Below are 20,125 nucleotides of genomic sequence, written 5' to 3'. Positions count from 1 at the left end.
GCCTTGAGGGTCATGGTGAAGTTGCGCGGATCACCGTAGTAGTTGCCGAAGCTTTCGGTGCCGATGGTGGTGTAGTAGCGCTTGTCGAACAGGTTGTTGCCGTTGAGCGCCAGGGACCAGGTGTCGTCGATGCGGTAGCCGATTCGGCCGTTCCACACCGCGTAGCCGGCCTGGGTGATTTTGTCGCCGGTGGCCGGCGAGACCCGGAAGTTGTCGCTTTGCGCATTGACCCCGGCGCCGATGCTGAAGCGCTCGAACGCGCCGTCGAGGGCGTAGTCGCCCCACAAACGCAGCACATGACGCGGTACATAGCTGTTGAAGGCCGCGCCGTTGAGGCCGCTGTCGATGTCGTCAAGGGTCTTGGTCTGGGTGTAGGTATAGCCGGCCAGCAGTTGCAGGCGCTCGATGACCTCGCCGCTGATCTCGGCTTCGAAGCCCTGGGCGCGGACCTTGCCGGAGTTCAGGTAGCAGTAGCCGTCCGATGACGCGCAGCTGGAGTTGTAGTCGGTCTGCGCCAGGTCCTTCTGCACGGTCTGGAACAGGTTGAAGGAGCTGTTCAGGCGCCCCTCGAACCATTCGCCCTTGATCCCCAGCTCATAACTTTCCCCCACCAGCGGCTTGAGCGCCGAGCCGCTTTCCGAGCGGTAGTTGCCCTGGGGCGTGAAGATCTCCGCGTAGCTGGCATAGGCGGTCAGGTTGTCGTTGAGGTCCAGCAACAGGCCGGCAAAGGGCGTGACCTGGCCGGTCTCGGTGCTCCTGGCGTGCTCCGAGGTGCCCGAGCTGAGGAACACCGAATCGCTTTTCGAGCGGTACCAGCTCACCCGGCTACCAACGACAAAGGTCAGGGGCTCCGCCAGCTTGAGCCGCAGGGTCGAGTACAGGCCGCGCTGTTCGGTGACGGTCTTCACCGGGCCACCGCGGGTCGATTTCTCGATGAAGTAGCTGTCGTCCGGCTCCGGGATATGCCGGTCCGGGTTGAACACGTTCTGCCGCTGCGGCAGGAAGGCCACCGAGTAGAAATCGTCCTTGTCCGCTCGGCTGCCGTTGAACCCCACCACCAGCTCATGCTGCAGGCCGAACGCGCTGAACTTGCCATCCAGGTAGGCATCGAGGCCGTAATCGACCTGGTCGTAGTCGTACATGCTGCCGAGCATGCCGGTGGTGTCGATGCCGGGCGTCACCGAACCGGAGGCGAAGGCGTATTTGATGTCCTGGGTGTTCTTGGTATAGACGCCGGCGACCTTCAGCGCCCAGTCGTCGTTGAGCTGGTGCCTGAGGTCGCTGAACACCGTGGTGCGCTTGCTGCGCCAGGTGTTCCAGGACGGGTCGAGGCAGGTCGAGCGGCTGAGCTTCAGGTCGCTGCCGTCCTTGTAGCGCGGCAGGCCGCCCCAGCAGGGGTTGGCATCGACGTCTTCATAGGCGATGCCCAGGCCGAGGGTGGTGTCGGGGCTCAGGTCGAAGTCGAGCGCGCCGTAATACACCTGGTCCTTGCGACTGGCATCGTCGATGAAGTAATGCCGGCTCTGCTCGGCCACCACCGCGCGGCCACGCAGGGTGCCCGACTCGTTGAGCGGGCCGCCGGTGTCGACCTGCCCGCGGTAGTTGTCCCAGCTGCCGCCGGACAGCGTGACTTCGGTTTGCGGAGTGCTCTGGCCACGCTTGCGCACAAAGTTCACCCCGCCGGCGGTGCCGCCCGCGCCCTTCATCATCCCCGCCGCGCCGCGGAGGATTTCCACCCGGTCGTAATAGGCCATGTCGCCGCTGAAGCTGTCGGCCTGGACATAGAGGTTGCCCATGTCCAGCGGCACGCCGTCGTACTGATACTGGCCCGACATGCGAAAGCCGCGGGAGTAGAAGTACTTGCCGCCCATGGTCGAGTCGTAGACGGTGATGCCCGGGGTCTTTTCCATGACCTGGTCGATGCTGTGCAGGTTCTGGTCGTCGAGCATCTTGCGGGTCATCACCGTCACCGATTGCGGGGTTTCCCGCAGCGAGTGCTCACCCTTGCCGATGGTCACCGCCCCGGTGGTGTAGGAGCCGCTGCCCTCGGTGGTCGCGCCCAGCAGTTGGCCGTTGATGTTGGTGGCGCCCAGTTCCAGCGCCGAGCCGACTACCGGCACCGCGCGCAGCACATAGCTGCCGTTGGCCTGGGGCTCGGCCCGCAGGCCGCTGCCGCGCAGAATCCGCGCGAAGCCTTCGTCGACCCCGAACTGGCCCTTGAGCCCAGGCGATTGCCGGCCCTGGGTCTGGCGCGCATCAAAGGAAATCGCCGCCCCGGCGGCGCTGGAAAAACGGGTCAGCACATCCACCAGGCTGCCGGCGCCGATGTCATAGGCGCGGACCTGGCTCTGCTGCGCCGCGGCCCCTGCGGCCTGGTCGGCATTCGCCGAGCAGGCGCTGGCCATGGTGGTTGCCAACAAAGCGACTTTCACTGCGTTCGCCAGACGACCTGGCGCGTTCACCCAAGACATGCTCCCTCCCCCAAAACGGTCAATGACAACTCACTGAGGGATGAGCCGAACGGTGCGGCCGAAAAGTGCAGGCGCCGGAGAATTTTTTATCCAAGGGCGATTATCAGCGCGAATCGGCCCGGGCGACCTGGACCCAGAAACGGCTGTAGCGGGTCACGCGCAAGGCAAACCCGCTCTCCAGCGCCGCCAGGGCAAGGTCGGTGTCATCGATGGGAAAGACCCCGGAGACTTTCAGCTCGCCGATGGCCGGGTCCCAACGCAGCACGCCGGGACGATAACGCGACAGGTCGTTGAGCAGCGCAGCCAAGGGGCGGTCGATGGCAATGATGCTGCCCTGCTGCCAGGCGCCCACCGAGACATCGTTACCGCGTTGCATGCCCAGGCTGCGGTCGTTGAACGCTACCCGCTGGCCGGCCTCGACCCGCATCGCCGAACCGCTGCCCGGCACGCTGACCTCCACCGCTTTTTCCAGCACCGCCACCTCGCCGCCCCCGGGCTGGCTACGCACGATAAAACGCGTGCCCAACGCCAGCACCTGGGCGTGGCGGGTGACCACCTTGAACGGCCGCAGCAATGGGTCAGGCGCAGTGCTCACCAGGATCTCGCCCCACAGCAACTCCAGCACCCGCTGGTGCCCATCGAAGCGCAGGTTGACCGAGGTGTCGGTGTTAAGCAGCAGGCTGCTGCCATCCGCCAGGCGGAATTCGCGGCGCTCGCCCACCCGGGTGCGGTAGTCGCACATCAGGTTCTGCGCGGCCTGGCTGCGCCAGCCCAACCAGCCCAGGGTGCCGGCTGAGGTCAGCAGCAAGGCGCTGCGCAGCACCTGGCGCCGGGAACTGTTGCCGGCCTTGCTCAAGGTCGGCGCCGCCAGAGCGCCCGGCACGCTGGCCATCTGTTCGGCCACCGCGGCCATGCGTTGCCAGGCCTGGCGATTCAGCGGATCGGCCGCCAGCCAGCTGTCCCAGGCGACCCGATCGGCGTCGGTCGCCGTGCCGGAATGCAAGCGGGCATACCAGCGCGCCGCGACGCCAATGGCCTTCACTTCCTCGGCAGGCAGGCTCATGGGAGTTGCAACTGGATCTGCATCAGGCAGCAATGCTCCATGGCCTTGGCCATGTGGTTGTTCACTGTGCGCACACTGACGCCCAACTGCTCGGCGATTTGCGGGTAGGTCAGGCCATTGAACTGCGACAGGATAAAGGTCTGCTTGACCCGCGGCCCCAGCCCTTGCAACAGGCGGTCGATTTCCATCAGCGCCTGGAACAGGATCGCCTGTTCCTCCGGCGATGGCTGCAAGGCTTCGGGCATCGCGGCCAGCACGTCGAGATAGGCCTGCTCCAGCGAGCGCCGGCGAAACAGGTCGATCAGCAGCCCCTTGGCAATCATCGACAGGTACGAGCGCGGCTCGCGGATGTCCAGCGCGGAACGGGCCTTGATCACCCGGACGAAGGTGTCCTGGGTCAGGTCCGCGGCATCGAAGGCGTTGCCCAGGCGCTTGCGCAGCCAGCCCTGGAGCCAGCCGTGGTGGTCACAATACAGATCGTTGACAGCACTGCGTAAGGACAAGTCGTTGGCGGGCATGACGATGGAATAATTCGCGACTGATAATGACTCGCATTGTCATCCGTGTCATCGCGGGTTGCAACACATACGTGAAGACCTGGCGCCAGTCACGATGGAACAGGCGCCCTCCCCCTGGAACGAGTCAGTGCGATTGCCGGCCGAAGCCCCTTCCCCGACTGTGGGCTATCTGTCAGCACAAGTTGAAACCCTTGCCGGGCCAACACCCGATATCGACGCGCAATCTCTAGGTAAAAAACCGATTCGCCGGACGCGGCAACCCGAGGTTTTCACGCAAGGTAGCTCCCTCGTATTCGCGGCGGAAAATCCCCCGCCCCTGCAACTCGGGAATCACCTTGGCGACGAAGTCGTCGAGGCCGCCCGGCAGCCAGGAAAACATGATGTTGAAACCGTCGCTGCCGCGTGTCTCCAGCCATTGCTGCATGTCATCGGCGATGCTCCGGGCGGTGCCGACGAACGACAGACCGGCGTATCCACCGAGGCGCTGGGCCAGTTGGCGGACCGTCAGCTGTTCGCGATCGGCCAGGGCCAATACGCGCTCGCGGGCACTCTGGCTGGCGTTGGTTTGGGGAATCGGCGGCAGGAAGCCGTCCGGGTCAAACTTCGTCGCATCCGTGCCCAGGGCGATGGACAGCGAGGCAATCGCGCTCTCGTAGTGCACCAGGCTGTCGAGGTGCGCACGAATCCGCCGTGCTTCCTCCTGGGTGTCGCCGACCACCACAAAGGCCCCGGGAAGGATCTTCAGGTGCTCGGGGTCGCGGCCGACGGCGACCATGCGCCGCTTGATGTCGGCATAAAACGCCCGGCCCTCCTCCAGCGTGCCCGGGGCGACAAAAATCACCTCCGCGGTTTCCGCGGCCAGCTGGCGCCCGGGCTCCGACGCGCCGGCCTGCACGATCACCGGCCAGCCCTGCACCGGGCGGGCAATATGCAGCGGTCCGCGCACGTTCAGGTGGCGCCCGGCATGGTCGAGGCGGTGCAACTTGTCCGGGTCGAAATACACCCCGCTGTCGGCATCGCGCACAAAGGCATCGTCCGCCCAGCTGTCCCAGAGCCCGGTGACCACCTCGTAGAACTCCCGCGCCCGGGCATAACGCTCGTCATGGGCGAAGGCCTGCTCCAGGCCGAAGTTCAGCGCAGCATCGGGATTGGCGGTGGTGACGATGTTCCAGCCGGCGCGGCCGTTGCTCAAATGATCGAGGGAGGCGAAACGCCGGGCGATATGAAACGGCTCGTCGTAGGTGGTCGAGGCCGTCGCCACCAGGCCGATATGCTCTGTGGCCTGGCTGAGGGCGGACAACAGGGTGAAGGGTTCGAACGAGGTGGCGGTATGGCTGCGCTTCAAGGCGTCGATGGGCATGTTGAGCAAGGCCAGGTGGTCGGCTATGAAAAACGCATCGAAGCACGCCCGCTCCAGGGTCTGGGCGAAACGCTTGAGGTGGGCGAAGTTGAAGTTGGCGTCGCGATAGGCGCCCGGGTAGCGCCAGGCGCCGGTGTGGATGCTGACAGGGCGCATGAAGGCGCCCAGCTTGAGTTGGCGTTGGGCAGGCATGGGAAGCTCCTTGTGACAGCTCCTGGGTCAGAGGACCCGCAGCATCGACCGGGCCAACTTGGCCTGTCCAATAATCAAAGGTGCTGGCTTATGCCCTTATGACGCGGCGCGGCCAATTTCCAGGGGGCCCGGCAGCAGCCGGACCCTTTTGACGGAGCCTTGCGCCCTGCCCGCTACGCCCTACCAGTTATAGGCCACCTTGGCGTAGTAGAACGCGCCGCTGTAGCCGTAGGGCGAGAAGGTGCTGTACGCCAGGTTGCCGCCGCTGGAGGCGTAGGCGTTGACCTTCTCTGGGTACTTGTCGGTGACGTTGTCGCCGCCCAGGGTGAACAGCCAGTTCTGCAGCTTGTAGTCGACCGCCAGGTCCAGCAGCCAGGCGGCGCTGAAGGTCTGGTCGTTGACCTTGTCCGCCTGGTAGCTGGTGAACTCGCCATAACGCACCAGGTTGCTGTGCAGCGCCCAGTTGCCGTAGTTGAAGTCGTTGGCCAGGCTCAGCTTGTGCTGCGGCGTGGTATCGCCCAGCAGGCCGATGCGCTCGCGCCGGTCGACCCGCACCAGGTTGACTCCCAGTTGATCGAGAATCGCCGGGTTGGCTTTCACGTCGGTGACCTTGGTGTGGTTGTAGTTGTAGCCGACCGTGCTGCTCCAGCGGATGCCGTTGTCCAGCTGGTAGCGATAGTTGGCCACCAGGTCCACGCCGTCGGTGCTGGTGTCGGTGGCGTTGGTGAAGTAGCGCGCGCTGGTGTAATTGATGTTGCCGACGCCGTTGGCCTTGAGGTAATCGATCGCGGTGTTGTTGAGCACCAGGTTCGACGACAGCGACACCCGGTCGCGGATATCGATGTGGTACAGGTCCGCGGTGACCGTCAGGTTGTCCAGGGGTTCGAGCACCAGGCCCAGGCTGTAGTTGCGCGACTTCTCCGCCTTGAGGTCTTCCGCCCCCAGCAGCCTGGCGACTTGGCTGTCCGCGGCGAAGGTGCCGGATTCCTGGATGGTATTGCCGATCAACTGCGAAGAAGTGAAGGTGAAGTTCTGCTGGGCCAGGGACGGCGCGCGAAAGCCCGTGGACACACTGCCGCGCAAGGCCACCCGCGGGGTGAAGTCGTAGCGCGCCGAGAGCGAGCCGCTGACGTTGGAACCGAAGTCGCTGTAGTCCTCATGCCGCACCGCCGCCGACACCGCCAGCTTGTCGGTGAAGTTGGTCTCCAGGTCCAGGTACTGGGCGAAGTTATGGCGCGACGAGCTGCCGGCGTCCGAATCGCGGAAACCGCCCAGCCCGGAACTGCCGGTCTGGTAGTAGGACTCGGGCTGCCCGGCCTCGATCTGATAGCCCTGGTGCAAGTACTCGGTACCGAAAGCCACCGACACCGGATACGGCAGCCAGCCCAGGCTGAACTCCCGCGACAGGTCCAGGCTCAGTTGCCGCTGGTCGTTGGTCAGGGTGCCGTTGTCGAACGCGTGCGGGGTGTTCAGGCCCAGCGAGGTATTGATGGTCTTGGTCCGCAGTTCATAGGTGTTCTTGCCGTAGTTGGCCGACAGGTCGTAGTGCCAGTTGTCGAGCAGCTCGCCACGCAGGCCGACCACCAGGCTGGTGTCTTCCAGGGTGCCGTTGATCAGCGGCAGGTAACCGTTGGGGTGCAGCACCCGGTTGTTGTTCGAAGCATTGCTGGCGCGATAGAAGGCCGCGGTTTCGCCCCGGCGCTTGCTGTAGCCGCCGAAGCCGTACAACTCGGCGGCATCGTTGAAGCTGTAGGCGGAGTTGAACTGGAACTTGCCCTCCTCGGTTTCCGGTTCGCCCTGGCGGAACACGTGCTGGCCGTAGGTGGTGGAGCCGACGCTGGCGGGCCGGAAGTCTTTGCCGGCGCGGTCGGTGTAGTCGTTGTTCGCACCCTCGCCGGACAGGCTGACAAAGCCGTTGTCCCCCAGGGCAAAACCGCTGTTGCCGGCGACCTGGCGCTGAATGCCGTCGCCCTTCTTGTACTGCCCATATTTGGTCGATATCGAACCGCCGTGGTCGGCGCTCTTCAGGATGATGTTGATCACCCCGGCGATGGCGTCCGAGCCATAACGCGCCGAGGCGCCATCGCGCAGCACCTCGATATGGTCGATGGCCGACAGCGGGATTGCGTTCAGGTCCGCCGGCGCCGAGCCGCGCCCCACCGCGCCGCCGAGGTTGACGAAGGCCGAGGTATGCCGGCGCTTGCCGTTCACCAGCACCAGCACCTGGTCCGGCGACAACCCGCGCAGCTGCGCCGGGCGGGTCAGCTCGGCGCCGTCCACCAGGCTCGGGCGCGGGAAATTGATCGACGGGATCAGCTTGGCCAGCACCGTGGCCAGTTCGCCGGAACCGGAGCTGCGCAGGCTGTCGCCGGAAATCACATCGATGGGTGACAGCGAAGCGCTGGCGGTGCGCTCCTGGGCCCGGGTGCCGGTGACGATCACCGTGTCCAGCCGGGCCGCTGTGTCGCTGTCTTCCGTGGTCTGCGCGGCCCCTGCGCCGCCACTCCAGAGCACGGCGCCCAGCACATTGGCCGAGACGATCGCCGTGGACAGAAGGTGTCGTGTGTAGCTCCCCATACCGCTCTCCTTGACGCTGAAACCAGGGCGAACAACCCCTGGCATGCAGACGAGCGATCCGTGCGGCGGACGGTGGCGATCATCGATTCTGTTTTAAGAATGGATCCAGTTGACCGGCCATATAATCTAAAACGCTATCAGATAAATTTTTAAATACCGTTATCGAATAAGCCAGAGCATAAGCCGAACGCATCCGCGACACTTCGTAAATACCGAATCACTGCTCAGGAATAATCGATTTTTCTTCACGACCACCTCCCCGCTAGCATGACCTGTCAGCTCCAGAACAAAGCCCAGACCGGGAGAACGGCATGCAGTCCCTGCACATCGGCGAACCCTGGATGTGGTTCGCCTTCATCGCCTTCGTGCTTGCCATGCTGGCCGTGGACCTGTTTGTCCTCGGCGGGCGCAAGGCGCATCGCGTGTCGGTGCGCGAGGCGTCGTGCTGGGTGATTGCCTGGTCCACGCTGGCGATGGTCTTCGCGGGATTGCTCTGGTGGTACCTGGAGGCCGAGTTCGGGCCTGAGATCGCACGACACAAGACCCTGGAATTCCTCACCGGCTATCTGATCGAGCAGTCGTTGTCGATCGACAACATGTTCATCTTCGTGATGATTTTCGGCTACTTTGGCGTGCCGCCGGAGTTGCAGCGCCGGGTGTTGCTGTACGGGGTGCTCGGGGCGATCGTGATGCGCGGGGCGATGATTTTCGCCGGCGTGTGGCTGGTGTCGCAGTTCGCGTGGCTGCTGTATGCGTTCGGTGTGTTCCTGATCATCACCGGGATCAAGATGCTGTTATTCGCCCACCAGCAGCCCGACCTCGCGAACAACCCCATATTGCGCTGGATACAGGGCCACCTGCGGATCACCAGCGGCTTTCATGGCGAGCATTTTTTCGTCAAGCAAGACGGCCGGCGCTGGGCCACCCCGATGTTCCTGGTGCTGGTGCTGATCGAGGGCAGCGACCTGATGTTCGCGGTCGACAGCATCCCGGCAATCTTCGCCATCACCACTGACCCCTTCATTGTGTTCACCTCGAACATCTTCGCGATCATGGGCCTGCGTGCCCTGTACTTCCTGCTGGCCGACATGGCCGACCGCTTCCACCTGCTCAAGTACGGCCTGGCGATCGTGCTGGTGTTCATCGGCACCAAGATGACCCTGATGCCGTGGCTGCACATGCCGGTGGAATGGTCGCTGGCCGTGGTCGGCGGGATCATCCTGGCTTCGGTGCTGTTGAGCCTGCTCGTGAGTCGCAACAAAGCGCCTGACGAGGACCGGATGCGAACCCCGTAGGAGCGCCTGCACGACGCCCCCCTGATCAGGCCAGCAGGCGCGCCTTGAAGCCCTCGATCCACTCGCGGACCATGGCCGAATACGGCGCTTGCGGGCTGGCCAGCGCTTTCATCTGCCCCAGAATCTGCTCCTGAAGAAAGCGCAAGCGCTTGGCGATGCGCTTGTCGCGCAACCTGCTGTCCCGATCAGGCCCGTCGGCCATCGGGATATCCGGGTCTGGGTCAAGCTCCTGGGCCATCAGACCCATTTCCACCGTCAGCATTTCCAGGAACTCCAACTGACGCAGTACGCGCGTGCGCTCCTGCACCAGCCCGAGCCGGTTCAAGCCATAGACATGGATCGACACCGCGCCCCTGAGGCTCAGCCCATCGGCCAGGGCCTGTTCGATGACCGCTTGCAGTTCCGGCCTGATCCCCGCCACACCGCCAACCAAGGCCAGGCCACCGCTGTCATGGGAACTGGGTAGCACCAGGCCGATCAGATTGCCGCTATCGACATGAAACCGCAGGTGCTCCTGCGGTTGATCCCGACACGGATCCAGCAGCAACGCCTGTTCAGCGCTAAAGTCCCGGGCACCCACCGCCGCCCGCTGGCCGAGGATCGGAAAGCTGTCCTGCTTGCCCGTCTGCATCACACTGGAACGACTGAACGTCTTTCCTTCATTGACCAGGCTGACCAGGCTGGCGGAAAGCCTGGGCGTCACCTGCCCGCTGCGTCGGTTGCAATGGATACAGCTGGGCAACAGGTTTTCCCAGTCCATGGCGATCCACCAGTAGCCGGGATGGTCCGGCTCCTCGTATACCCGCCCCTTGGGTCGGTAGTGTTCGATATCCACCGGCGCACTGCCATAGTAGAAGCTCTCGCAGTAGGCACATTTGCCATGGAACAACTCATGCAATTGCTTCTTGACGCTGTCTGACCTGTAGACGGCAAAGGCTGGCAACGCCCCCGCTGGCGCATTGAAGTAGTCCTGGAATTTCCGCAGTTCCTTGTTCGCCGGCGACTCGTCTCCCGACATAACATCGGGAACGGCCACGCGCTCACGACTGACGGCGCGCATGATTCAGAGCCCCTCCAGAATGCCGAGGATGCGCTGCTTGGCCTCGACCCGCAGCTGCCCGAGCTTGTGCGTCGATACCCGCCGCCGGTTATCCAGGTACTCGACAACAGCCTCCTGTACCAGCCGTTGTACCTCGGTGGAACCGACCGGCAAGGCAGCGCTGATATTGCGCTCGAGGCTACGCAGCCTTTCCTGTTGTGCCGGCGCCAGCAATTCCCCTCTTCCCCGGGCACTCAGCAGATCGGCCAGGTGAGCCAATTCACGCTCGGTATCTGGCTGGTCAGTGGAGGTCAGGCTGAAAAAGTCCGAGGTGAGCAACTGCTCGACCGTCAGTTGGCTGACCTCCGGCAAGCGGACCAGTTGCTCGACCATCACCGGCCACTGGATATCGGAGCGTTTGTCGCTGGGTACCCGCTGCATGACGATCACCTCACCGTCCTGCATGCCGCGCAGGCACAGCGGATCGTGAGTGGTGGCGATAAAGGTGACCTGGGGCAGTGCCTCGCGCAGCGCCCGCATGATCTGGATTTTCCAGCGCGGGTGCAGATGCGCTTCCACTTCGTCGATCAGCACGACCGCCTGGGCCGTTTCCAGGCTTTCGAAATACGGGTTGATACGCCGATCCATCAAGCCCTGGATGATGTCGCAGGCCATCGCCAGTACCGAACGATAGCCGGAGGAAGCCAGGCTCAGCGGTGTCCGGCACAACAGCTGGTCATCCCCTGCTGCAGTAACGATCAGGCATCGCTGGTTCTGCTCGTCGCGCTCCATGACGTCGAACTTACCTTCGATGGACAGGATGCCCCGCAGGGCTTGCACCACAGTGTTGAACTCGTCCGGCTTGAGGCCCAGCAGCCACTTTTCCGGGTTGGACAGCAAAGCTGTCGAATCGAAAAGGTTGATGATCGATTTGCTCGGGCTGTAGCGCCGCACCTGCTTCTGGTATTGCCGGAACGCACCGTAAGCGAAGACCGGAGGCACGACGTGTGTGCCGCCGTGCCAGAACATCCTCTCTTCAACGCTCAGATCACGTTGACTGCCATCCTGAAACGTCGCGACTACTGATGCCGAGCTGCATCGCGGTGCTTGTGCGACACCCAGCAGTTCGGGGTCCAGGGGCAACGAGGAAAGGTCGATCGGCAATTTTGTACAAGCCTTGTCGCCGCTGAGCACCAGAGCCGTGGCTTCCAGGATAGAGCTTTTACCGGCGGCATTTTCGCCAAGTATCAGCAGGGCCGGTTGAGCGGGCTTCGTGCCTGAAATCCGCATCGGCTGTACAGCGGGCATCTGCAGTTCGAGCTGCTCGATGCCCTTGAAATTGTTGAAGCGAATCGATGCCAGTGGCGGGTATTCACGGGGCAAGGGTTTCACCCGTTGCGAAGCCGGGGCGAATCGCTGTATCACGGACTCCGCCAGTCGGGATTCAAGATTTCCATACCAATCGTCGACATCAGCACTATGGGAGAGTGCTCGCAATGTCTCCTCGATACGCTCAGGAGCCAGTGCCGCCGGCGACACCTTGGTCTTTGCAAGCGCCAGGACGATGCGCCGGCACAGCAGGTACCAGCAGCCGCCAAAGTCCAGAGTGGCAAAGTCGAAGAGCATGAACGGCGGGCTTTCGCCCTCCGACCGGAAGAACCAGTTGTCGATCAGCTCGTCAAAGTAATCCTTCAGCTTGATCTTGCGCTGCTTGAGTACCTGGAGACGATTGAGCTTGAAATGCTCGATCGTTTCAGCCGCACGCTCGCTCAGCGCATAGAGTCGGCCCGAGAGATCGACCGACAGATGGCGGGCCAGGTCGACTTGTTCGCAGGGATCGAGCAGGAGTTGCTGCTCCTTGAGCGGGTAGTCGCGCCATAGCCCCATGTTCTCCTGGGCATAGGCCTCGATCTGCCGCGCCGAAGGCAAAGGCGAGCGGCTGCCCCGTACAGGAAAATAGTCCATTCGCTCGGGCTCGCAGCCCTTGCAGATGGCGTAGAGATTTTCCCAGGCGCTGCTCAGCCAGACGTAATACAGGTGGGCATCCGGCGTTCGCTGCAATGGGATGGCCTGCGTCCTCGGACGAAATCGATAAATGGCGGTGGGCACCTCCGCCCGCTCGCAGAACGCACATTTGCCGTGGAACAGCCGGCTCAGACCAAGACGGACGGAGTCTTCATTCAGATCGACAAGCGATTCCGGCACCCGACTCTGTGCCCTCTTGGTCTTGTCAGCCAGGAAATAATCGACCAGTACCTGCCTGTCGGCGCTGGCCTCCCGGCTCTGCAACAGACTTGGCGGTGGTACGGAACTACGATCGAAGCACTGCATGACTCTCCTCCTTGAGAGACGGGCGGGGGCTATCGCACCATCTGTCGAAAATCGGCAACTCTAATCGGCACGAGGCAAAAAGTAGAGGCGTTTTTCATCTCCCGCAAAACGTTGCATCCATGAACAAGATGCCTGGATCTTCACTCCAGGCGCCCTGCTTCACCCAAGCGCTCTATCAGTCGACAAATCCCAAGCGCGCCGCCTTCACCCACTCCTCCCAACTACGGGTGGCCAGGCAGTAATGCAGCGGGCAGCTCACCAGCAGCCCCACCAGCCAGCACAGGTCCGCGCCTTCCACCAGGTTGGCGTAGGGCCCGACATACAGCGAAGTACCTGATGAAGACCGGCGTATTGGACACAGGCGCTCGGCCTGCTAACGTCAGCGCTAGCCACCCTCCAGACCCGACCACCCACTCTGGACGACACCCACATGCCTACTCCCGAATCCACCCTGCTGCACAGCTGGCAGCACAACGCCCAGGCCTGGATCGACGCCATCCGCGGCGGCGCCATCGAGAGCCGCGTCGAGGTCACCGACCAGGCAATCCTTCTGGCCGTGCTGGGCCGTCAGCCCGAGCGTGTGCTCGACCTCGGCTGCGGCGAAGGCTGGCTGTTGCGTGCCTTGGCGCAACGAGGCATCGAGACGGTCGGGGTGGATGGCGATGCGACCCTGGTCGAGGCCGCGCGCGCCGCGGGTTCGGCAACGGTGCATGTGGCCAGCTATGCAGCACTGGTGGAAGCGCAGGTGGACATCGGCCACGACTACGACCTGATCTGCGCCAACTTCGCCCTGCTGCACCAGGACATCATCCCGCTGCTGGCCGCCATGCACGCCCTGCTCGCCCCGGGCGGCGCGCTGGCGATCCAGACCCTGCATCCCTGGAGCGCGGCGGCGGGCGACTATCAGGACGCTTGGCGCGAAGAAACCTTCGCCGGGTTCAAGGGCCAGTGGCAACCCATGCCCTGGTACTTCCGCACCCTGTCCAGCTGGCTGAATGCCCTGGATATGGCCGGTTTCCAACTGGCCAGCCTGCAGGAGCCGCAACACCCGCAAAGCCCGCTGCCGCAGTCGTTGCTGTTGCTGGCCGAGCGGCGTGGGTAAGGGTCTGCAACTGGCTGGCGCGACGTAGCGGTTGCAGGCCGACAGTCAGAGTCGCGGGTGCGGTAAACGGCTCTTATCTAGATCGGGAGAACGAATCGGCGTTCATCACCTGCGCCGCCATCTTCTGCGGGTTGCTCCGGCAAGAACCCACAGCGCTCCACCACCTTGGTCGAGCCGAGATTTTCCTTGTAGACATAAGCCACCAGCTGCGTCAGTTGCCAGCGCGTCCGCGCTTGCTGGATCAGATGCCGCAGCGCCTGTGTCGCGAGCCCCTGGCCGCAAGCGCTTTGGGCAATGCGATAGCCGACTTCGGCAGAACCCTGCGCCCTATCGATGTTTTTCAGGTTGGCTCGACCGACGATTTCTCCACTGGAATCCTCGATCACCAAGGGGTGCCAGGTGCCAGCAGCGAAATCGGCCAGGTAGCCCTCGATATGCTCGGCGACGCCCTGCAGCGAATAAAAAGCAGGGTCGCGCGCCTCGATATGAGATTCGAACCACTCACGGTTCCGGGTTTCGAAGGCCAGCAGCGCTTGCGTATCCGTACTGCATAGCTCGCGCACTTTGAACGACGGCATATACACCTCTCCTTTTTTTCATGGGTAACTGCACGGATTTGCCCACCTGTTCGCATTCGGCCTGTCCCGCCATTTGCATCCTGCTTGAGCCACTCCTTGCGTCGCCACGCAGGACTCCTGCCCTGCTCCAGGCCGCGCCATCTGTAGCTTCCAGTCAGCAACAAGCATCATCGAAGATACTGATTCGGCTACTCGTCGGCTATCGTCGCTGTGGCCGTTCCTGCGGGAACTTCAGATTACTGGCCAGGTCGATAGGAGCCCCTTCATCGGTCATGACGGGACAGTGAACAAACCCCAGCCAAGCAGCGCTGAAGGCCTGTTTTACGCCAGTGCCGTCGACGATCAACCGAGTCTGCCCCCTGATGCCAACCAAGAGTTTTCTGCCGGGTCTGATCCTGGCGCTCTGCGCAGTCGCGTCGCATTGTTCGGTTGCGGCCGAGCGCAAAGCCTCTCAGCAAAGCAACAACGCATCAACAACCCTGATTGAATCCGCCTCGCAGCAGTATGCAGATGGCCAGTTGGACCAAGCCGCCGCCACGCTGGAGCGTGCCCTGCATATCCAACCGAACAACCCCGCAACGCTGCACTACCTTGGTGTGTTGCGTCTTCAGCAGGGACAGTATCAGCAGGCCGAAGCGCTGGCGACGCGCTCCAATATGCGGGTCGGTCCCAACGTCGCGTTACGCAATCGCAACCTCCAATTGATCCAGGCGGCGCAGAAGGCCCTGGCGTCGAATAACCCACCCAACGCCGACAAGCCTCTTGTTGCCGTACGGGAGGGTCTGGAAGAAGAGGTTAAAAGGCGCCGTGAAGCAGAAACTGTCGCCGCCGAGCAGCCCACTCCGGATGTGGAGCGCCGCACTGAAACCTTCACCCGCGAAGCGGCGGAGAGCGCAGCGAACTGGCCAACGGGTGACAGTCCAAATCCCGAAGGGCAATTGCGAATGACGTCCGCCGAGCCAGCCCCCGGGTACGACGAGGTTCAGATTCCCCGTGGCCATCGGCCGCCGCCGGGTAAATGTCGAATCTGGTTTCCCGATCGCCCGCCGGGGCATCAGCCCAAACCCGGCAACTGCAAGAAGCTGCGCGATCGGGTTCCGTCCGGAGCCTATCTGGTGCAGGGTTGAGTTTGTGGGTGTCCACTTCTGGCTGTGGATGCAGCCGGTCGATAGCGGTCTGTCATGATCGCCAGTCAACGGCCAGAAGCAGTCATCGAGCACCTACAAATTCAGGGGCCGTTTAACTCTCCATTTTCGACGTCATTAGAACTGTGGTCTATCGTTGCCATTACTTGGCCATCAATGCCAGCAGATTTTCCAATCTCAACCGTCACGCAGAAATACCTAAGCTAGCTCATAAATTGTTTAAGGAAGAAATTTATGCGACTTCATAGGCTCTCAATTAACGGTTTCAAACGTTTGCACTCTGCGGAAATTGAATTTGGTAATGCTACTTTTCTGATCGGAGCCAACAATGCGGGAAAAAGCTCCGTACTAAAAGCTATCGGGTGGCTGCTGTCGAATAGTAAAAGAATGGATATCGACTGTTTCTGTTCTGAACTTGACGAAGAGACTGGCGAAACAAAAATCACGTGTGACACGGTTGTTTTAGAGGCTGAATTCAGGAGTGTTCCTGAGGTGGCGTCTAGTTGGCGGGGCTTTAAAGGGCGGATTTTTTCCTACGATCCTAAAGAAACAGGGGAAACCGGGAAAAGCATTTTCTACCGTAAAACATATAAAGTGCTCGAAGATGTAAAAATTGAGTTAAAAACCTTCAAACGATTATTGAAGCCGGAGTTCGCAGATGCTCAAAAGCCTGTTGATCTTTTAGCTGCTGGAGCTAATCAAGAAATAATTTCTGAATTATTCCCTGCTTTGGATAAAAAGATTGCGGCTGGAGAAAAGGACAGGCTGGAATTAATAGATGAACTGTGGGCAACCACCGACGAGGAAGAATGGGCTCTCAACCCAGGCGGTATTGGCAGCGTTGTTCTGGCCAAGCTTCCCTCTGTGCTCATCATCCCAGCCGACGCCGGCTCACATGAATTTGATCAGAAAAATGGTGTACTTCATAAAATATTGAATGAGCTATTCAAAGATGTCCGCGAGTCCTCCGCGAACTACAAAGATGCTCAACAATGTTTAAATCTACTCGCAAAAGAGCTTGACCCAGGCGACGCCAATTCTGAATTCGGCAAAATGATGACTGAATTGAACACGGTTCTTGGTGGTGTATTCCCAGAGTCCCGAATTTATGCTTCTGCTGACCTATCCAGCCCAGATGCATTGGTGCCTACTTTTGCTATAGAGATGTCAAGCAATATTAGAACTAGCGTGGCGAATCAGGGCACCGGCATGGTAAGAGCCGCCGTATTCGGACTATTGCGTTTTAGGCAGCAGTGGCTAAAGAGGCGTGCGGGAGATGATGACAGAGGTCTTATTATAGGCTTCGAAGAGCCTGAAATTTATCTACACCCAAGCGCTGCCAACCAGATGCGTGATCTCATTTACGAGTTGTCCGATCAGAGCTCTCAGATAGTGGCCACCACTCACTCGCCGTATCTTATAGATCTGTCTCGCAAGCCTAAACAGGTACTCAACCGTTTCCAGTACGAAAGAGACCATACTACGGTTCTACCTTTTTCAGTGTCTGAGGAGTTTATGAAGCTCCAGGGTAACGATAAAGACCAAGTAAAAATGCTAATCAAGCTTGATGATCATGTATCGCGGATATTTTTCACTAGAAAGGTATTGATTGTAGAGGGTGATACCGAAGAAGTTGTGATTAAAGAAGCCATTCGAAGAATGCCTCCAGAGATGAAAGCTCTCGTACTCTCAGGTAGCGAGATCGTAAAAGCTAGAGGAAAGGCTTCCATTATCGGTCTCGTAAAATATCTGACCGCGCTGAACGTGGATTTTTTCGTTATTCATGACAGAGACAAGGGAGTCGAAGGAGCAGAAAAGTTTAATGAACCAATCAAAACAGCGGTTGGTAATGAGAAAAAACTTATAGCTCTTGAGGAGTGCGTTGAAGATTTTCTCGGCTACCCTGCGCCATCTTCAGAAAAGCCGTTTAAAGCGTACAAGCAAACGCAAGAATGGGGAGAGAACTGGGAGGGAGTCCCCAAACAGCTCAAAGAACTGTTGCAAGAAGTGTATAGACCTTTGATCTAGTGCCAATGAGTCGTCAATGACCTCCTAGAGGCACCTGATGGGTTGATTTCGGTTGCTTTCGACCGTTTGCAGCTATTCGGGGGGGGCAACTACGGGTCAGAGGTCAGGATACTCTGCTTCCTCTCTTGATTGGCTTTCATGCCACTCCGCCCAAAGCTTCGCATCTGCAGCAAATAGTTCACGAGAGACAGTGCGTGGCCTGATCTCATCAATATCCTGTATATCCGTTGCAAATACGTAGCGGTTGGCACCATTGAGGATCATCGTCCGAATAAATGCTGCTTCGGTAAGACTCAGCGTGGTGCCTCGTTGAGGGGGGCGATAGCCAACACAAGCGAATAGAAGATGCTTGGGGCTCAGAGGAAGGAAAAGTCTTGTGCCTGGCACACCCCAGCCACCTTCAAGACTCAGCTTCCCGTTCGCTCCAACGCCCAGCCTCGTGAACGGGTTATCGGTGGTTGGCCAAGTGATTCCAGGTGGAGCCTTCAGGATGGTCCATCGATGAGTTGGCATACGATGGATTGTGCTCTTGAGGATATGTTCAAGCTGCCAAATCCAAAACTTCCGTCCGTTCAACACCCGCGCTTCGATACCTTCCTCGCCATCCTCATTTTTTACACGATGGAGCTTGAGCGGAAGCTTGCTGTATGGGTCTACAACTGGGGTAGGCTCAAGCTTGATACCGGCAGCCAAAGCTGCGCCAATTTTGGCAACTGACCCTTCCATCGATTCAGACAAAACTGCTCCAAGCGTTTCGTCCTGGCGCTTCATAAACCTCTGCAAGCCAGCGGGCGTCCTGACCGATTGCGCTACGGCAAAGCGGAATAAATTATTCCAATCCTCGCTGGTCAATCGCGACTCACTCACCACCTTAGCAATCGACGCCAATCCAGGCCCTTCAAAGTCACGATCAAGCCAGCGCTCAATCTCATCGCTGTCTTTAGACCCCGAGAAGTAAGTGTACAGGTGCTGGTGTTTCGCAATACTTTTGGGTGATTGAGGCTTCCAGGGCTCGCATTTTTCATGTGGCACCAAAAGCCTGTAGGTGAGGATTTTACCATTAATCGTCCACTGCCTCAGGTAGGCCTGAGGTACATAGTGGTTGTCCTTTTTGAAGCTTTCCATCGTGGGGCTAAATCCTCATTGCTCTGCCATAGTGCAGTAAGCCGTATTCAAGATCCGTGATACGACAGCTGATGGCTACCTCAATCCATGCTGGGCAAAACCCAATGAGGCTTCTATTTCCTTCTTCGAAGGAAGCCGCCTTGGCCGCTCAGCACCAAATCCCCAGGAGTCGTTTGATGATCATCGGGTGATGGCCAACGTGCTCCCCCCCTCACCTGGTATCGATTAGTCCGGTCAAATTCGTACTCGCTTTGGAGTTCGCCAGGCCTGAACAAGATCAACCGCATGTCGTACATGCTTAGTGATCACATCGGCCCTGCTCCACTTTCCAAACGTAAAAGCCCTATTTGTACAGAGCTTTTTATTTCGTTTCTGGAAGCTGTCGAAACGTTTAGAGAACGGGATCAGGAAAGCTGACGCACACGCCCTTCAAGCAGGCTTCTTCCTAGAGAAAAGAACCAGCACTGTGCCAACAATGCGAATCCCCAAACGATAAAGAAGCTAGCCTTCGAGAGCTGAAATGTTTCGGGCTCATACCACCACCAAAGAACCGGGATAGCAAAGAAAAGCCCTACCAACACACGCCACAGAGAGTGGAATGCTGTTCCAACTTCTGTCCAGGTGGAGCACCAGAAAGCCGAACGAGCTTTCATCAGCTCTGTTTTCTTCCAAACAAAGCGGTCAAAGAGAACAGCTATGAGATAAGGCGCCGGCAAGGTGACCAAGTACCAGAGTACTTTATCAGGCGGCATCTGAGCCTTAACCGCAGCGTCCAGCAGCTTAACTCCACCTGACCAGTAAGCGATGAAGGTAGGGACGCTTCCCAAAGCAAAAGCAATGAAAAACTCTTGATACAGCCTCTTGCGCTTATCCATAAACACCATAAAGTCAATTTTAGAGCGCCATCATAGCGGCATTGCGCCACTATCAGCCAGTGACCCGAGTCTGATCGCGTCAAGCAGATGCTTCGGTGCCAGATACACATACTTCATCGTCGTGCCGACGTCTCCCTCTCCCCAGTTTTAGCGAACTGAGAAGGCTTGAGCGGTATCTGGTAGTCCTGGCAGCCTCCTCTACTGCTCCGAAGAAATACATTGCCCTTGGTTTTCGTACTCACAAGATGACCGCTTTTGGCCGATTGTTACCCTTCGCAAATGACTGTTTCGGGATATTCACGGTCCCTCATTAGGAACCGCGAACGTCCACCGAGAATGCCTTGCACAGCCCTTCCCCCATTTCCACCTGCATCGCCTTATCAATCACCCCCCTTATCTCTCCTCTATGAAGCTGACGATAAAAAA

Annotated in this window: 14 protein-coding genes and 1 pseudogene; 4 read left to right on the top strand and 11 right to left on the bottom strand. The window is 59.9% G+C overall.

Annotated features, from left to right (window positions below):
* The 5 genes from J4D52_RS29065 to J4D52_RS29045 all read right to left on the bottom strand — a co-directional run.
* Positions 1-2,471 (bottom strand): TonB-dependent siderophore receptor (locus J4D52_RS29065; protein ID WP_207272203.1); only part of this gene is annotated, 2,471 nt, incomplete at its 3' end.
* A 103-nt stretch (positions 2,472-2,574) separates the two neighbouring features.
* Positions 2,575-3,534, bottom strand: a complete 960-nt coding sequence (locus J4D52_RS29060) for a FecR domain-containing protein (RefSeq protein ID WP_102677954.1) — start codon at positions 3,532-3,534, stop codon at positions 2,575-2,577.
* A complete protein-coding gene (locus J4D52_RS29055) occupies positions 3,531-4,052 on the bottom strand; it encodes a sigma-70 family RNA polymerase sigma factor (RefSeq protein ID WP_102677955.1) in 522 nt (173 codons plus the stop codon). The genes J4D52_RS29060 and J4D52_RS29055 overlap by 4 nt, the downstream gene beginning before the upstream one ends.
* 226 nt (positions 4,053-4,278) lie before the next feature.
* Positions 4,279-5,604, bottom strand: coding sequence for an LLM class flavin-dependent oxidoreductase (locus J4D52_RS29050; RefSeq protein WP_102677956.1), 1,326 nt, complete (start codon positions 5,602-5,604; stop codon positions 4,279-4,281).
* Positions 5,605-5,784: 180 nt separating this feature from the next.
* Entirely contained in the window at positions 5,785-8,181 is a 2,397-nt protein-coding gene (locus J4D52_RS29045) for a TonB-dependent siderophore receptor (protein WP_102677957.1), read from the bottom strand.
* A gap of 311 nt (positions 8,182-8,492) precedes the next feature.
* Between J4D52_RS29045 and J4D52_RS29040 the strand changes: the two genes are divergently transcribed.
* Positions 8,493-9,476: a TerC family protein gene (locus tag J4D52_RS29040; protein ID WP_063431526.1), complete on the top strand. Its 984-nt coding sequence runs from the start codon at positions 8,493-8,495 to the stop codon at positions 9,474-9,476.
* A 25-nt stretch (positions 9,477-9,501) separates the two neighbouring features.
* Here J4D52_RS29040 and J4D52_RS29035 read toward each other — a convergent pair whose 3' ends face one another.
* From J4D52_RS29035 to J4D52_RS30620, 3 genes and pseudogenes are all read right to left on the bottom strand, one after another.
* Positions 9,502-10,536 carry an endonuclease gene (locus J4D52_RS29035; protein WP_102677958.1) on the bottom strand — a complete coding sequence of 345 codons (1,035 nt, stop codon included), beginning with the start codon at positions 10,534-10,536 and terminating at the stop codon, positions 9,502-9,504.
* 3 nt (positions 10,537-10,539) lie between these two features.
* Entirely contained in the window at positions 10,540-12,846 is a 2,307-nt protein-coding gene (locus tag J4D52_RS30625) for an AAA family ATPase (protein WP_256581578.1), read from the bottom strand.
* Between the two features lie 175 nt (positions 12,847-13,021).
* A pseudogene (locus J4D52_RS30620) lies at positions 13,022-13,183 on the bottom strand (cytosine permease); the annotation flags it as partial.
* Between the two features lie 93 nt (positions 13,184-13,276).
* On the opposite strand from J4D52_RS30620, the gene J4D52_RS29025 reads away from it, so the two are divergent.
* A complete protein-coding gene (locus tag J4D52_RS29025) occupies positions 13,277-13,948 on the top strand; it encodes a bifunctional 2-polyprenyl-6-hydroxyphenol methylase/3-demethylubiquinol 3-O-methyltransferase UbiG (protein ID WP_102677959.1) in 672 nt (223 codons plus the stop codon).
* A gap of 77 nt (positions 13,949-14,025) precedes the next feature.
* Here the strand turns inward: J4D52_RS29025 and J4D52_RS29020 are convergent, their stop codons facing one another.
* On the bottom strand, positions 14,026-14,526 hold the full coding sequence (locus J4D52_RS29020; protein ID WP_102677960.1) for a GNAT family N-acetyltransferase: 501 nt from the start codon (positions 14,524-14,526) through the stop codon (positions 14,026-14,028).
* A 362-nt stretch (positions 14,527-14,888) separates the two neighbouring features.
* On the opposite strand from J4D52_RS29020, the gene J4D52_RS29015 reads away from it, so the two are divergent.
* Positions 14,889-15,653 carry a tetratricopeptide repeat protein gene (locus tag J4D52_RS29015; RefSeq protein ID WP_102677961.1) on the top strand — a complete coding sequence of 255 codons (765 nt, stop codon included), beginning with the start codon at positions 14,889-14,891 and terminating at the stop codon, positions 15,651-15,653.
* Between the two features lie 252 nt (positions 15,654-15,905).
* Complete coding sequence (locus J4D52_RS29010; RefSeq protein ID WP_102677962.1) at positions 15,906-17,699, top strand: ATP-dependent endonuclease; 1,794 nt, start codon at positions 15,906-15,908, stop codon at positions 17,697-17,699.
* 96 nt (positions 17,700-17,795) lie between these two features.
* Here J4D52_RS29010 and J4D52_RS29005 read toward each other — a convergent pair whose 3' ends face one another.
* Both J4D52_RS29005 and J4D52_RS29000 read right to left on the bottom strand, forming a co-directional pair.
* The gene (locus tag J4D52_RS29005; RefSeq protein WP_102677963.1) at positions 17,796-18,824 is read right to left on the bottom strand and encodes a DUF4238 domain-containing protein; all 1,029 of its coding nucleotides are present in this window, start codon (positions 18,822-18,824) and stop codon (positions 17,796-17,798) included.
* Between the two features lie 404 nt (positions 18,825-19,228).
* Positions 19,229-19,699, bottom strand: a complete 471-nt coding sequence (locus J4D52_RS29000) for a hypothetical protein (RefSeq protein WP_146018017.1) — start codon at positions 19,697-19,699, stop codon at positions 19,229-19,231.
* Positions 19,700-20,125: the final 426 nt, after the last annotated feature.

It is taken from the genome of Pseudomonas sp. GW460-12-10-14-TSB1, from assembly GCF_017349775.1.
Classification (GTDB): Bacteria; Pseudomonadota; Gammaproteobacteria; order Pseudomonadales; family Pseudomonadaceae; genus Aquipseudomonas; species Aquipseudomonas piscium.
The sequence above is the reverse complement of the archived record's forward strand: the minus strand, read 5'-3'. Positions and strand labels throughout refer to the sequence as shown.